Genomic DNA, 14,599 nt, shown 5'->3' on the forward strand with positions numbered 1-14,599 from the left:
GGTGCTCTATCGCTCATCGGGAGAGTTTATTACAAATAACGGGTGATCATATGGGCTCAACAATCAGAAGGGTGACTGTGGAAGACGCAGAGAGGGTTGCAGAAATATGCAGGGCCGGTTGGCTGGATACGGTGGATGACAGATTATCGGATACTTATAAACAGGAGACTGTGGACTTCTGGTATTCTCTCAAGAAAGTGGAGCAGGATATTAAAAAAGGGCACTATTCATATGTCGCAGAAGTCGACGGGGAAGTGGCCGGAGTGATTGGCGGAGGTATGACAGGTGCCCGCATAAATGAAATATTCGTATTTTATGTGGACCGGGATTTCCGCTATATGGGCATCGGCGGGCAGCTGCTCAATACCTTCACGGCGCATTTCAGGAAGAAGGGTGCAAAAGAGCAGTGGGCTTCCGTGCAGGAAGGGAACGCCCTCGGGCTGCCATTTTATGAAGCGAAAGGTTTTGAATTCCAAAGTATGAAAGAGACACGGGCCGGCACCGGGGAAGTCCAGAGATCATTAAGGATGATGAAGGCGCTCGGACGATAGCGGCAGACTGACTTCATGGATAATGGTTCTATCGGCCAAATGAGAGCCGGTCAGTCCGATGCCCATACTTTAATACGTCCATAAAAAAACACCGGCGGGAGATGACCTCCGCACCGGCAGCTTTCAACTCTAATGATCATCGGATTGCGCCGAACACTTCATCCCACTGGTCGCGGCCGGCAAGCATCTTACCAGCGATGTCTTTTGCACCTTCGAGACTGTGGCTTGCCGCCCAGCCGCACTGCACTTCGTTGCAGGCAGGCACTTCGTCGGCCTCCAGTACATCGTTCAATGTCTTTTCCATGACATCTTGGATGTTATTATAGTCATTGTCATTCAATACGGACAGATAGAACCCGGTCTGGCATCCCATCGGGCTCAGGTCCACGACATCAGGATGATGGTTGCGGATATTTTCGGCCATCAGGTGTTCGATGGAGTGGAGGCCCGGCATTTCCATATGCTCTTTGTTGGGCTGGCAGAAGCGCAGATCATATTTATAAATCACATCACCGTGTGTGCCTTCGCTTTTACTTGCAAGTCTGATATAGGGTGCCACCACTTTCCTGTGATCCAGGTTGAAGCTTTCCACGTTCATCTTGGGCATGATACTCACTCCCTTAAAAGATTTGTTAAAATAATGATATATGAAAAATCTGAATAATACAACGTATGAAGAGTGGTCACGAAGTGCCTTTTATTATATTATAGCCTATAATGGATGAATGAAAACTCACGTGGTTCCACAAAACTGGAGGATGAAATGATGTCAAAGACTAAAATAATCGGCCATCGGGGCGCCAAGGGCCATTATCCCGAAAACACTATGCTCGGCTTCACCAAAGCCGTCGAAATGGGGGCGGACGGCATCGAGTTTGATGTCCATATGTCGAATGATAAAAAATTGGTCGTCATGCATGATGAAAGCCTGGATCGTACGACGACCGACCGAGGCATCATCAAAGACTGGAAAATTTTTGACCTGAAAAAAGTGAAGACCGGCATAAAATTCAGGAATATGTCCAAGTATAACCATACATGGCATAGGGAGAGGGTTCCTGAATTATTTGAAGTCCTCGCGCTTTTCGCCAAGGAAAACACAGTCCTCAACGTTGAGTTGAAAACGGATGTATATGAGTATGAGGGCATTGAGAGGGAAGTGCATCATACTGTCGCGACACGCGGCATGCTCGACAGGGTGGTTTTCTCCTCATTCAACCTGGCTACGCTGGACCGGCTGAAAAAGCATGATCCCAACGTAAGGATCGCCTATCTGGTCAATGAACTTCCCGAAGATTATGAACAGATGATGGAAGCGCACGATTTTGAAGCTTATCACTTGAGGGTGGATTCAGCACTTGAGAATATGGAAGCCCTGAAAAAGAACGGTATATTCTTCAGGATCTGGACCGTGAATGAACGGGAACATATGGAGCAGTTCATTGATGCAGGGGTCCGGGCCATAATCACCGATTACCCGGATCTCGCACTCGGTCTCCGCGACAGTTGAAAAAAAGACCGTCATCCTTCAAAGGATGGCGGTCTTCAACGTTTTACAGGCTCCAGTAATGGCAGCCTTTCCCTTCACATTCATTCCTGTCGAGTATGCCTTTCACATCGACGATCACCCTCTGGTCATTCCTGAATAAACCGCTCAATCTGTCGAGGTCGAAATCAGCGAGGTACGCCTTATGCGGGACGGTCAGCACGACACAGTCGAGATCGTTAAGATCCGCGTCACCGACAAGTTCTATACCGAGGTCGCGCTTGACGTCTTCCGGCACCGCGACGGGGTCGTGGACCAGCACCTCCACGCCGTAATCTTCGAGTTCATCGATGATGTCCGTCACTTTCGTATTACGGACATCAGATACATTCTCCTTGAAAGTCAGGCCCAATACCGCAACTCTTGAATCGCTGATTTGCTGGCCGGCTTTGATCATCTGTTTGATGATATTGCTTGCGATGTATTTGCCCATATCGTCGTTCACTTTCCTGCCGGATAAGATGATCTGGGAATGATAACCCAACTGCTCGGCCTTATAAGTGAAATAGTACGGGTCGACGCCGATGCAGTGTCCGCCGACAAGACCCGGTGTGAACTTCAGGAAGTTCCACTTCGTCCCTGCAGCTTCGAGCACGGCATTTGTGTTGATGTCCATTTTGTTGAACACCATGGAAAGCTCGTTCATGAAAGCGATATTGATGTCCCTTTGGGAGTTTTCAATGACTTTTGAAGCTTCCGCCACTTTGATGGACTCCGCTTCGTGCACACCCGCCTCTATGATCGAGCTGTAGATTGCAGAGATTTCCTGCAGCGCCTCTGCATCAGACCCCGAGACGACCTTCACAATCTGCGTCAGCGTATTTTCCCTGTCGCCGGGATTGATGCGCTCCGGGGAATAGCCGACTTTGAAATCCTCGCCGAACTTCAGGCCGGAGGCCTCTTCAAGTATCGGAATGCATATCTCCTCGGTCGTCCCCGGATAGACCGTGGATTCATACACGACAATCGCACCCTTTGTGAGGTTCCTCCCTGCTGTTTCGCTTGCGCTGATCACCGGTTTCAAATTCGGTGTCTTGTCCGTATTGATCGGCGTGGGCACGGAGACGACGAGGAACTTGGATTTTTTGAGGTCCGATTCATCACTTGTGAACTGCATCGTCGACTGATGGAGTGATTCGTCTCCCACTTCATCCGTCACATCGGTGCCGTTCCTGTACTGCTCCAGTTTGTCCTCATTGACGTCATAACCGATGACGTCGTATTGCTTTGCGAATTCAACAGCAAGCGGCAGGCCGACATACCCGAGTCCGATGACTGAAATCGCTTCTTCTTTCGCCTGCAGTTTTTCAAATAAATTCATGACATCTCTACCTTCCTCAATCCACTGTCTGTCAACGTGGAAAATCTATCTTAGTCATTATACAATCTTTGAAACCTCTATGCACTACATCTACCCTAAAATGTAGAATAATAAAAGGCCTTATGATAAAATTAGTGAATGCAATTTGTGGATTCATTAATATGAAAAAATTGATTATAAATGGTACGGTCAGGCATTATGACAGCATTCAGTAAAGACTGGGAGTGTAAAGTTCTATGGAGATCGCAGTAATTGGCACAGGCTATGTCGGCCTGGTGACGGGTGCCTGCTTGTCGGAGGTCGGCAACCGGGTGACATGTATCGACATCGATGAGGAAAAAGTGGCGACATTGAAGCAGGGCATCAGTCCGATATACGAAGAGGGCCTGGAGGCACTGCTCCGGAAAAACATCTCTGAATCGCGCCTCGATTTCACGACGGATTACAAGGAGGGGCTGGCAGGGAAGGACATCGTCTATATCGCAGTCGGCACCCCGCAGAATGATGACGGGTCTGCAGACCTCACCGCAGTTGCTGCAGTCTGCCGTGCGTTGTCCAAACACCTTGTGCAGGATGTCATCATCGTGACGAAAAGCACGGTGCCGGTGGGCACGAATGAATACATCAAAGGCCTGATCGAGGAAAACCTCTTGAGTGATGCCACCATCAGCATCGCATCCAATCCCGAATTCCTGAGGCAGGGTTCGGCAGTCTACGATACTTTCAACGGCGACCGGATCGTCATCGGTTCCGACTCCCCGGAAGTGCTGGATGTGCTTGAAACGGTCAATGAAGGTTTCGGTCTCCCGATGGTCAGGACGAACCTCAGGAGTGCTGAAATGATAAAATATGCATCCAACGCATTCCTCGCAACCAAAATCAGTTTCATCAACGAGATGGCCAACCTTTCCGAGCGGATCGGGGCGAACATCGATGATGTATCCAGAGGGATGGGCATGGACCAGAGGATAGGGGAGGCCTTCCTGAATGCCGGCATCGGTTACGGCGGGTCTTGTTTCCCGAAAGATACGCGGGCAATCATTTCGGTCGCACGGGAAGCCGAGTATGATATGCAGATCCTTGAAAATGTCGTCGACTCCAACGAACGGCAGAGGGGCATCATCGTGGAGAAGGTCATGGACCGTTTTGATTCCATCAGCGGCAGGAAAGTCGCCGTCCTCGGTCTCGCCTTCAAGCCGAATACGGATGATGTCCGTGCGGCACCTTCCATATCGGTCATCGAAAAACTGATCGGGGAAGGGGCGGAAGTGCATACGTTCGATCCCGCCGCCATGGAGAATGCACGGAAAGTGCTGCCGGAAGGCATCCATTACAGGGACAATATCGAAGATGCCGTCAGGGATGCGGAGATTGCGATCATCCTTACGGAATGGAAAGAAATCAAATCATTCCCCATTGAAAAGTATGAATCACTCATGGAAACTCCGGTGGTCTTTGACGGCAGGAACTGCTTCACACTGGAGGGAGTGGGAAAGACCGGTGTGGAGTACCACTCCATCGGCCGTCCGTCCATTGGAAATTAAGCCCGAAAGCCGACTTCGCCGTCGGCTTTTTTGATTCAAGGCATCCGCGGTGTTTATTTGTATACTGAACGCCCTGTGATATAATACACGGGGTGAAATATCGGTTTTTGGGAAGGCTTGAACCTTATGGAGAAGAAAAAGATACTGTTTTTCATATACCGGATGGGCGGCGGCGGCGCTGCAAGGACGCTGCTCAACATCATCAATAATATCGACCGGACGCAGTTCACGCCGGTTCTTGTGACGCTCGACCGTGACGGCGGGTATGAGGAGTATGTGGCCGAAGACGTCCTTTTCATCAAGCTCGGGACGAAGCGCCTGAGGGGCGCCGTCACCCGTCTTGCAAAAGTGATCAGGGAAGAACGTCCCGACATCGTCTTCAGCACCATACCGAATTACAATATCGTGGCGCTGCTGGCGACGATGCTGGCACGCACGGGTGCCCGGAATGTCGTCAGGGAAGCGGCCTACCTCGGCGGCACGCCGAAAGAGAACGCCAAACTGCGGTTTGCGGGCCTCCTGTATCAGCGCGCATCGAGGGTGATCGCCCTGTCCAAAGGTGTCAAAGGGAATATTATTAAGCGGTATAAAGTGAATTCTGATAAAATTGACATTATATATAATCCCGTGGATGTGGAAAACATACAGGCGCTGATGGAGCGGGAGGATGTCGATGGTGCGCACAGGCCGTTTTTCCAAAGTGACGGCAAAACCATCATCACCGCCGGCCGCTTCCATCATGACAAGGATCAGCTGACGCTGATCGAGGCGTTCAAGACCGTCAGGGACGAGGTCCCGGGCACCCGGCTCGTCATACTCGGCGAAGGGGAACTGGAAGCGGAGCTGAAGCGGCGCACCGAAGCACTCGGGCTCGCCGGTGACGTACTTTTTACAGGCTTCCGTCACAACCCGTATGCCTACTTTGCACAATCGGACCTGTTCGTGCTGTCTTCCATCCGTGAAGGGTTCGGCCATGTACTGACCGAGGCTTTGGCCACGGGCACGCCGGTCGTCTCGACCAAGGCGCATCCCGGTGCCGAAGAAGTGCTGGACGGCGGGGAATACGGCCTGATGTGCGAACCGTCGGATTCAAAAGCGCTGGCAGAAAGCATTTCATCCATGCTGGAGCTTGATGATTCGAAAAGGGAAACAATCATCGAAAAAGGCCTCCGTCGTGCGGAGATGTTCCATGCAGATAAAATTGTGAAACAATATGAACGGATGTTTACAGATGTCCTGAAAAAAACTTGATGAAACGGGAGACTCACTATGGAAAGAAGAAAACGTGCGGTACATATGACGACCGTCCACCACCCTTACGATCCGAGGATCTATCATAAGCAGTGCAGGTCGCTGCAGGATGCAGGTTTTGATGTCACATTGATCGCAAGGCGCGACCCGAAAGGGAATGAGGCGGACAAGACCATCCGTCATGTGAAGCTGAAGACATATAAAAGCAGGCTTGGGCGCATGATCTTCGGCACTTATGATGCGTACAGGAAAGCGAAAGCCGTGGAGGCGGACATCATCACGTTCCACGATCCGGAGCTGCTGCCTGCAGCATGGGCCCTTAAAAATAAAAACAACACCGTCATCTATGATATCCATGAAGATTACATCACGAGCATCATGCAGAAAGATTACCTGAGCGGGCCCCTCAAAAAAATCGTGGCTTCAGGGTATAAGGTCATGGAGAAGTGCTTTACACGGGGCATGGGCCTTTCCCTGGCCGAGAAGTATTACGAGGAGCAGTATCCGGAAGGCGTCTGGATATTGAATTATCCAACGGTGAACGAGAGATTCATCAAGCATGCACATCACGGTCAGGCGGAGGACCGTGTGCTCTATACGGGCAACGTCTCGCATGTCAGAGGCGCCCTGCAGCATGCCAGGCTGCCGGTGATCGACCCTGACATCAATGTCCATTTCGTGGGGAAATGTCCGGGCGAGCTTGCCGAAGAGATGTATGCAGCCGCCGGCAGTGCAGCCGACAGGCTTAATATAGAAGGCATCGACAGTTTCGTTGAAAAGGAAGTCATCGAGGCGCGCTATCTTGAGCGGCACTGGCTGGCGGGCATTGCACTGTTTCCGCCGACGGAGCATTACAGGCAGAAGGAACTGACGAAGTTCTTCGAGTATATGAACGCAGGACTGCCCGTCATCTGCTCCGACTTCCCGGTGTGGAAAGCCTTCATCGAGAAATATGAATGCGGCATCGCCGTCGATCCGGACGATGACCAAGCGGTCAGAAAGGCGCTCGATCATCTGCGCAGCCATCCGGAGGAAGCCGCCCGCATGGGGCAGAACGGCAAAAGGGCTGTGATGGAGGAACTGAACTGGCAGACACAGGAAAGGAAGCTTGTGCGCTGGTACAATGCCCTCTCGGGAGCGGATATGGCGTCCCGAAAGGCAGAGGAGGCATGAGATGATGGGTCATGAAAGAGTGCCGGCAGTGTCGGTGATCACACCCGCATATAATGCGGAAAGATTCATTAAAGAGACGATACAATCCGTCCTGGACCAGACATACTCCGACTGGGAGATGATCATCGTCGATGATCGGTCGAAGGACCGGACGGTTGAATATATAAAAGAGATGCAGAGTAAAGACGCACGCATCAGGCTGATTGAACTCGAGGAGAACTCGGGTTCTGCGGTGGCGCGGAATACCGCGATTGAAAATGCGGCCGGACGCTATATCGCGTTCCTCGACAGCGATGACAGATGGATGCCCGAAAAGCTCGAGCGCCAGCTCAGATTCATGCAGGATAAGGATGCGGCATTCTCATTCACAGCATATGTCAGGACTTTGGAAGACGGCACGGAGACGGATTACATTTCAAGGACGCCTGCGACGGTGGACTGGGATGCACTGATGAAGCGATGCGTCATCGGCTGCCTCACCGTCATGCTCGACCGCGAAAAGACGGGAGAGGTGAAGATGGTGGACATCCGTACACGCCAGGATTATGCACTATGGCTTGAACTGACGCGGCGCGGCTTCACGGCCCACGGCCTTGCGGACGTGCTTGCGAAGTACAGGGTCGTGGACGATTCCATCTCCAGCAACAAATGGAGGGCGGCCAAGCGCAACTGGTACGTGTTCAGGCAGATCGAATCCCAGAGCCTGCCGAAGGCATTATGGTATTTCGGGCATTATGCCGTCATTTCCGTGAAAGATCTGATCGATTATAAAATTGCATTGAATAAAGGTCCGGACGATCAAAAGTCCGGCCGCGAGTAAACTAGGCGGTGTCATTTTAAATTATGAAAACTTATTTGAAGGAAATGTTGAGTCGTAAGGATTTATTATATTATCTGGTGAGGTCCGGCCTGAAAGCCGAGCATCGCAACAGCTACCTCGGCTATTTATGGTGGCTGCTCGACCCGCTCCTGAACGTCATGGTCTTTTACTTTCTTGTGGTGGTCATCCTTGACCGGGGGGATACGGAAAACTTCCCGTTGTTCCTCGTCATCGGTCTGATCGTCTGGCGCTGCATCAGTTCAACGCTGAGCTCATCATCCGGATCGATCATGAGATACAGTTCGATCGTGAGCCAGGTGTATCTGCCGAAGGCGCTGTTCCCGATATCATTCACGCTGACGCAGCTTTTCAACTTTGCATTCGGCTTCCTCGTGATTGCGGCATTCCTGATATGGTTCGGTGTGATGCCGGGATGGGAAGTGGTATTCCTGCCGCTCCTGGTCCTCATCCAGACGGTGTTCCTGCTTGCAATCGGCATGATCCTTGCATATGTCACCGTGTTTGTGCGGGATCTTGAAAATGTCCTGCAATATGTCACGAGGGTGTTCTTCTACGCATCCCCGATCATTTGGGAAGGCGGCAGGCTGCCGCCGGAATACAGCTGGGCGGTCACTTACAATCCGGTGGCCGTGATCGTCACTTCCTACAGGGACGTACTGATGTACGGCAACCTTCCGGACTTTTTGGGGCTCGGGATCATCCTGGTCCTCTCCATTGCGGCAATCTGGTTCATGGTATGGTATTACAGCAGGCATGAACACAAGATCATCAAATCACTGTAAGCGGCACTTTAAGCGAATATATCTATAAAGAGGGTTTTTGAATTGGCTTTAAAAGAAGATTCAAAGCTGAGGAAAGATGGAGGAACGGGCGGAGATGGACCGAATACGATCGTGGACTCGAAAGCGGTCGGGGTGACGTTCTTTTCGGGGAACCATGCCGCGGATTTCAAATCCAGGATCATGGAATTTTTCCGCGAGTGGAAACTTCCCGAAAGAAAGCTGGTCCAGCCGTTGAAGGACATCACTTTCGAAGGTCATGAAGGGGAGATACTCGGCATCATCGGTTCGAACGGTGCCGGGAAATCGACGCTTTCGAGGATCATTTCAGGCATCCTGCAGGAAGACTATGGTGTCATGGAAGTGAAAGGCAAGGTCACGGCACTGTTCTCGTTCGGCATGGGCTTCAATCCCGAACTGCCGGGGAGGGAGAATGTGTATCTCAACGGTATGATGCTCGGCATCGATAAAAAGGAAATCGACCGCTATATCGATGACATCAAGGAATTTTCCGATCTCGGCGACTTCTTCGAGCAGCCGATGAAGTTTTATTCGAGCGGCATGAAGTCGAGGCTCGGTTTCAGTGTCGCTGCCAACCTGCATCCGGAAATACTGATACTGGATGAAGCGCTCAATACCGGGGATGCCAAGTTCTCCAAAAAAGCAGCTGTAAAGATGCGATCGCTCGTCAAGGAGGCGAAGATGGTCATCCTGGTCACCCACAGTCTCGGATATGCGCAGAATAACTGTGACCGGGTGATGTGGCTGGATGGCGGTGAAGTCCGTGAAATCGGCGATCCGAAGACGGTCATCGCCAATTACCGCGCGACTGTGCCGAAACGGCCGCCGAGGAAGAAGGGCAAGCTCCAACTGAGGAAGACCGAAACTGAGATGACAGACAATGTCGTCATCCGGGCGAAGGACGTCGGTGTCAAATACAAGCTCACGACCGGTGACTTCTGGGCCCTGAAAGATGTGAACTTCGAAGTCAGAGAAGGGGAGGTCGTCGGGATCATCGGCCACAATGGCGCAGGCAAGAGCACGCTCTGCAAGACGCTGACCAAAATACTCCGGCCGGATGAGGGCGAGCTTGAACTGTATGGTGAGACTTCCGCACTGCTCGGATACGGGACAGGCTTCAACCCGCACCTGACCGGTGAAGACAACATTTATCTGAATGCGCTGCTGCTTGGCATACCGAAATGGCGCGTCGATGAGAAGTACGATCAGATTGTTGAGTTCACGGGTCTCGGCGACAAAGTCAAAAAGCCGGTGAAAGATTTCTCCAGCGGACAGAAGGCCCGCCTCGGATTCAGCATCGCAGCGAATCTGCAGCCGGACATATTCATCGTGGATGAAGCACTCTCCACCGGCGACCTTGCGTTCCAGCAGAAGGCGAGCGAGCGCATCCAGGAGATGATGAGCCGTGCAAAAGTGGTCATCATCGTCTCGCACAGCCTTGCGTTCATAGAGAAGATCTGTACGCGCGGCATATGGATGGAGCAGGGGCGGGTGATGTACGACGGCACTGCGGAAGAAGCGGTGTATAAGTATAAGGAAGCCCAGGGCCTCCTGAAGCAGCCCGCACAGAAAAAACAGATCCGCGAGGGAAGAGGTGCGGCATCGGGCAACGGACGGAAACGGAACGCCGGTAATCAGCAGGCTGCAAAGCAGCAGAGGAACAATGAAGCGAAGACACATGAATGATCTGAAAGGGGGTGCCTTGAATGCTCAAGAAGATGATATCAAAGCCGGTCGACTGGATCGTCTATTCGATGTTGGATGAAACGCAGCGTAAGAGGATCGGTGATGTGCTTTCGAAGAAGCACAAAGAGAGGGTCATGCGGCTATTGAACGGCAGGAAATTTCAGCAGAGGAGAAAGCTGAAAGCGCTGAAGCACCACCTTTATAATCTGGGTTTTGAGGACGCTGCCCTGAAGGATCTGCAAGATTTCCTCACGCATACCGAAAATATGGAGATGCGGCGGCTGATTTCCTGGGAACTGAGCCTCTGGCATGCGAACAGGAACGATCTGGAAGGTGCGAAGGCGGCCGTGAAATATCTGCAGGTTGCGGCAGAAGGTGAGGAAAGTGCCGATCAGCAAAGACGGATCGCCATCGTCACCGCAGAGTGCTTCGACCGCATGTCACACAGGGCGCATGCGGTGGCAGTGCTGCAGAATCAGCTGGACAAGGCACCGCACCCCGATCTGCATCTCGCGATGGCAAACCTTGAAGATGATATCGAGGCGCGGATGGCACTCATCAATAAGGCTTTTCTGATGTATGACCTGGCGCCGATCGGTTTCAAAGCCGGCTTTGGCCGTGCAGCATATGATGATCTCGTCACCCTGCCTCCTGCGGGTGCCGTCAGGGAAGGTCCCAAAGTGTCCGTCATCCTGCCTGCCTTCAAGGCGGAAGAGGGCATCAGGGTGGCCATCGAGTCGATTCTCGGCCAGACATGGCAGAACCTTGAACTGCTGGTGGTCGACGACTGCAGCCCCGATGCGACGGTGGAGACGGTCAAAGAGTACGTGTCGAGGGATGCCAGGGTCAGGCTGTTATCGACACCGGTGAACAGCGGGCCGTATGTCGCAAGGAACATCGCCCTGAAGGAGGCGACGGGTGAATTCGTCACCATCAATGATGCGGATGACTGGTCCCACAGGGAAAAGATCGAGACGCAGGTCAGGCATCTGACCGCCAACCCGGGAGTGGTTGCGAATACGTCGGAACACGCACGTCTGACCGAAGAACTGAAAGTGTACCGCAGGGGCACACCGGGGAAATATATATTCCCGAACATGTCTTCAATCATGTTCAGGAAAGAGGAAGTGCTGGACGAGATCGGCTACTGGGACAGTGTGCGCTTTGCCGCGGACGGCGAATTTAAGCGCCGCCTGATCAAAGCATTCGGTCAGAAGAGTTATGTCGACCTGAAATCCGGACCGCTGTCGCTGCCGAGGCAGTCCGTATCTTCACTGACGGGGAGTTCAGCCTTCGGCTACGACGGCTTCTTCATGGGTGTGAGGAAAGAATATGTGGAAAGCCTCGAACATCACCATGACAGGGCACAAAATCTGTATTATCCTTATCCTCAGGTGAGGCGGCCGTTCCCGGTGCCTGAACCGATGTGGCCTGAACGTGAAGCAAAGACGGATGGTTACAGGAATTTTGATGTCGTCATTGCGGGGGATTTCAGACAGAACAGCACAGAACATATATATCGGCTCAACAGATTGAAGAGGCAATACAGCCGGATCGGTCTGGTGCAGCTGTACGAGTACAATCTCGACATGGCAGGCGGCATTTCACAGGATATACGAAAAAAGATTGACGGTGGACAAGTGCAGGCCCTCGTCTATGGTGAAAAGATCCGGGCGAAGGCTGTCATCGTCGAAGCTCCGGGCCTGCTCACCACATGGCAGAAGTACCGTCCGGAAATCCGGGCGGAAGCCGTCACGGCTGAAGGCCTCATGCGGCTTGAGCCGAAAGTGCGTACAGAGCTGCAGCAGCGGATGGAAGAATACTTCGGTGTGAGAGCGGAGGGTGTATCGGAATGATTGAAAATGAACAGCTCGCCGCAAAGCTGCAGGCCCTCAGGGCGGAACTTGCACGAAGTGAAGCCGGCAGGGCGGAATCGTTCAGTCGCCTGGCCGCAGCACAGGCGGAGTTCGACAATGCGGAAAAATTCATAAACTATGCGAAACGCCTGCCGCAGAAGCTGAAAGGCCATGCCCGTGCTGCGGGCGCCTATGCGCTCGGCAGACGGAACCGCAGGCAGCTTTACAGCCCCGCTTACAGACATAAGGATGCACAGAACAAATTGAAGCCGTACACTTATCATTTATATGATCTAGGCTTCACGGACAGGGCGCTCAAGGATCTTGAAGCGCTTTATTCGTCGACCAGAAAAGGAAACCTCAAAAAAGCGGCAGCCTGGGAATTGGCATTGTGGCATGCCAATACATACACCGTTGACGGTGCCCGGCAGGCTTTCGCTTACTTGGCGTCAGCGGTTGAAGGCGTGAAAGATGCGGACTTTTTAAGGCGTGCCGCGATCATCGCGGCCGAATGTGCAGACCGCGCAGGCTGCAGAACTTCTGCAGTAAAGGTGCTGGATACGGTGATGGCACATGAGCACCCGGATGTTCACCTTGCGATGGCGAATCTGGAAGATGATTTGGATAAGCGGGCAGAGTGGATCAACAGGGCCATGGCCGTCTACGGCATCACCCCAATCCAATTCGACGGCAGTACATATGAAGACCTTACGGCAGTGGCACCGCATCAGACCGAAGGTCCGAAAGTCACCGTCATCATGCCCGCCTATAATGCAGCTGAAGGCATTGCCACGGGGATCGAGTCGATTTTGAACCAGACATGGCAGAACATCGAGGTCATCGTCGTGGACGACTGCAGTCCGGATGACACCGTAGAGGTCGTCAAAAAGTATGCGGCGGCAGATTCAAGGATCAGACTCCTCTCCACACCGGAAAACAGCGGGCCGTATGTGGCAAGGAACATTGCATTGAAGGAAGCAACAGGTGAATTCGTCACGATCAATGACGCCGACGACTGGTCCCACCCTGAAAAGATCGAAAAACAGGCAGAACACCTGATCGACGATCCGCACGTGATGGCCAACACATCTGCACATGCCAGACTGACCGAAGAATTGAAACTCCATAGAAGAGGCACCCCCGGCACTTATATTTTCTCAAACATGTCATCATTGATGTTCAGAAGAGCGCAGGTTTTGGAAAAAATCGGTTACTGGGATACTGTGCGTTTTGCCGCGGACAGTGAATATAAGAAGCGGATCACAGCCGTATTCGGCAAGGATGCGGTCGTGGACCTGGATTCCGGCCCGCTGTCCTTTCCCAGACAGTCTTCAGGCTCCCTCACCGGCAGCTCCGCCTTCGGTTACAAAGGTTTCCTCGCCGGCGTCAGGAAAGAGTATGCGGAAGTGCACAACCGCTTCCACAGGCAGGCCGATGAGCTGGAACTGCACTACCCTTACAACCAGACGGTACGGAAGTACCCCGTACCGGAACCGATGTGGAGCAAAAGGGAAAGGCAGCCGGGCGGCTACAGGAATTTCGATGTGGTGATCATTGCAGATTTCAGGATGGGGCCTCAACATCATCAGGATACACTCAAGGAGGTCCGGCTCAATAAAGAACGCGGCCTCCGGACGGGGCTCCTCCAGATGGCCCATTATGATTTCAATATGCCAAAAAAAATCGACGAAAGCATCCGGCACATCATCGACGGCGATCAGGTGCAGATGCTTGTATACGGTGAATATATCAATGCGGAGATAATGCTCATCAAACACTCCGGCGTATTTTTGGAACATCAGGCATACGTCCCTGGGGTCAAAGCAAGAGTGGTGCGCGGCATAGTGGCGGAAAACTCCAACAAACTCAGGCAGTGCAGCCGAAATGCTTCAGAATATGCGGGTAAAGAGGTAAAATGGCATCCAGTGGATGATACGGTGCGCAAGTCGATCAACGCAGGCCATATCAGGCTGTCCGCCGAAAACTGGACGGACTATGCATCCAGGCTGGATGACTGGATCTATTGACAA

General features: G+C 52.4%; 12 protein-coding genes. 10 read left to right on the forward strand and 2 right to left on the reverse strand.

All coding sequences use genetic code 11. The features are described 5' to 3' along the window. Window positions 1-50: 50 nt before the first annotated feature. On the forward strand, window positions 51-551 hold the full coding sequence (locus BUA12_RS08780) for a GNAT family N-acetyltransferase (RefSeq protein ID WP_072710226.1): 501 nt from the start codon (window positions 51-53) through the stop codon (window positions 549-551). Between the two features lie 136 nt (window positions 552-687). Here the strand turns inward: BUA12_RS08780 and BUA12_RS08785 are convergent, their stop codons facing one another. After that, on the reverse strand, window positions 688-1,158 hold the full coding sequence (locus tag BUA12_RS08785; protein WP_072710227.1) for an S-ribosylhomocysteine lyase: 471 nt from the start codon (window positions 1,156-1,158) through the stop codon (window positions 688-690). A gap of 159 nt (window positions 1,159-1,317) precedes the next feature. Here BUA12_RS08785 and BUA12_RS08790 point away from each other — a divergent pair, with 159 nt between their 5' ends. Further along, window positions 1,318-2,061 carry a glycerophosphodiester phosphodiesterase family protein gene (locus tag BUA12_RS08790; protein WP_072710228.1) on the forward strand — a complete coding sequence of 248 codons (744 nt, stop codon included), beginning with the start codon at window positions 1,318-1,320 and terminating at the stop codon, window positions 2,059-2,061. 43 nt (window positions 2,062-2,104) lie between these two features. Here BUA12_RS08790 and BUA12_RS08795 read toward each other — a convergent pair whose 3' ends face one another. Next, window positions 2,105-3,418, reverse strand: a complete 1,314-nt coding sequence (locus tag BUA12_RS08795; protein ID WP_072710229.1) for a nucleotide sugar dehydrogenase — start codon at window positions 3,416-3,418, stop codon at window positions 2,105-2,107. Between the two features lie 236 nt (window positions 3,419-3,654). Here BUA12_RS08795 and BUA12_RS08800 point away from each other — a divergent pair, with 236 nt between their 5' ends. The 8 genes from BUA12_RS08800 (at window position 3,655) to BUA12_RS08835 (ending at window position 14,596) form a co-directional block, all read left to right on the forward strand. After that, complete coding sequence (locus BUA12_RS08800) at window positions 3,655-4,962, forward strand: UDP-glucose dehydrogenase family protein (RefSeq protein ID WP_072710230.1); 1,308 nt, start codon at window positions 3,655-3,657, stop codon at window positions 4,960-4,962. Window positions 4,963-5,088: 126 nt separating this feature from the next. Further along, window positions 5,089-6,213 (forward strand): glycosyltransferase, encoded by a 1,125-nt coding sequence (locus BUA12_RS08805; RefSeq protein ID WP_072710231.1) that lies wholly within the window; start codon window positions 5,089-5,091, stop codon window positions 6,211-6,213. Between the two features lie 18 nt (window positions 6,214-6,231). Beyond that, a complete protein-coding gene (locus BUA12_RS08810) occupies window positions 6,232-7,386 on the forward strand; it encodes a glycosyltransferase (protein ID WP_072710232.1) in 1,155 nt (384 codons plus the stop codon). A gap of 4 nt (window positions 7,387-7,390) precedes the next feature. Beyond that, complete coding sequence (locus BUA12_RS08815) at window positions 7,391-8,206, forward strand: glycosyltransferase family 2 protein (protein WP_084670087.1); 816 nt, start codon at window positions 7,391-7,393, stop codon at window positions 8,204-8,206. 23 nt (window positions 8,207-8,229) lie between these two features. Beyond that, window positions 8,230-9,009, forward strand: coding sequence for an ABC transporter permease (locus BUA12_RS08820; RefSeq protein ID WP_072710234.1), 780 nt, complete (start codon window positions 8,230-8,232; stop codon window positions 9,007-9,009). Window positions 9,010-9,051: 42 nt separating this feature from the next. Further along, window positions 9,052-10,713 (forward strand): ABC transporter ATP-binding protein, encoded by a 1,662-nt coding sequence (locus tag BUA12_RS08825; RefSeq protein WP_072710235.1) that lies wholly within the window; start codon window positions 9,052-9,054, stop codon window positions 10,711-10,713. Between the two features lie 20 nt (window positions 10,714-10,733). Next, on the forward strand, window positions 10,734-12,569 hold the full coding sequence (locus BUA12_RS08830; protein ID WP_072710236.1) for a glycosyltransferase family 2 protein: 1,836 nt from the start codon (window positions 10,734-10,736) through the stop codon (window positions 12,567-12,569). Then, window positions 12,566-14,596: a glycosyltransferase family 2 protein gene (locus BUA12_RS08835; RefSeq protein ID WP_072710237.1), complete on the forward strand. Its 2,031-nt coding sequence runs from the start codon at window positions 12,566-12,568 to the stop codon at window positions 14,594-14,596. Before BUA12_RS08830 ends, BUA12_RS08835 begins: the two co-directional genes overlap by 4 nt. Window positions 14,597-14,599: the final 3 nt, after the last annotated feature.

Origin of the sequence: Lacicoccus alkaliphilus DSM 16010, from assembly GCF_900142805.1 — a bacterium.
GTDB classification, from domain to species: Bacteria; Bacillota; Bacilli; order Staphylococcales; family Salinicoccaceae; genus Lacicoccus; species Lacicoccus alkaliphilus.

Excerpts from the sequence above, each read along its gene's own strand:
- BUA12_RS08810 (WP_072710232.1), top strand. The coding sequence starts at position 6,232 with ATGGAAAGAAGAAAACGTGCGGTACATATGACGACCGTCCACCACCCT.
- BUA12_RS08795 (WP_072710229.1), bottom strand. The coding sequence starts at position 3,418 with ATGAATTTATTTGAAAAACTGCAGGCGAAAGAAGAAGCGATTTCAGTC.
- BUA12_RS08785 (WP_072710227.1), bottom strand. The coding sequence starts at position 1,158 with ATGCCCAAGATGAACGTGGAAAGCTTCAACCTGGATCACAGGAAAGTG.
- BUA12_RS08835 (WP_072710237.1), top strand. The coding sequence starts at position 12,566 with ATGATTGAAAATGAACAGCTCGCCGCAAAGCTGCAGGCCCTCAGGGCG.
- BUA12_RS08830 (WP_072710236.1), top strand. The coding sequence starts at position 10,734 with ATGCTCAAGAAGATGATATCAAAGCCGGTCGACTGGATCGTCTATTCG.
- BUA12_RS08815 (WP_084670087.1), top strand. The coding sequence starts at position 7,391 with ATGGGTCATGAAAGAGTGCCGGCAGTGTCGGTGATCACACCCGCATAT.
- BUA12_RS08800 (WP_072710230.1), top strand. The coding sequence starts at position 3,655 with ATGGAGATCGCAGTAATTGGCACAGGCTATGTCGGCCTGGTGACGGGT.
- BUA12_RS08790 (WP_072710228.1), top strand. The coding sequence starts at position 1,318 with ATGTCAAAGACTAAAATAATCGGCCATCGGGGCGCCAAGGGCCATTAT.
- BUA12_RS08780 (WP_072710226.1), top strand. The coding sequence starts at position 51 with ATGGGCTCAACAATCAGAAGGGTGACTGTGGAAGACGCAGAGAGGGTT.
- BUA12_RS08805 (WP_072710231.1), top strand. The coding sequence starts at position 5,089 with ATGGAGAAGAAAAAGATACTGTTTTTCATATACCGGATGGGCGGCGGC.
- BUA12_RS08820 (WP_072710234.1), top strand. The coding sequence starts at position 8,230 with ATGAAAACTTATTTGAAGGAAATGTTGAGTCGTAAGGATTTATTATAT.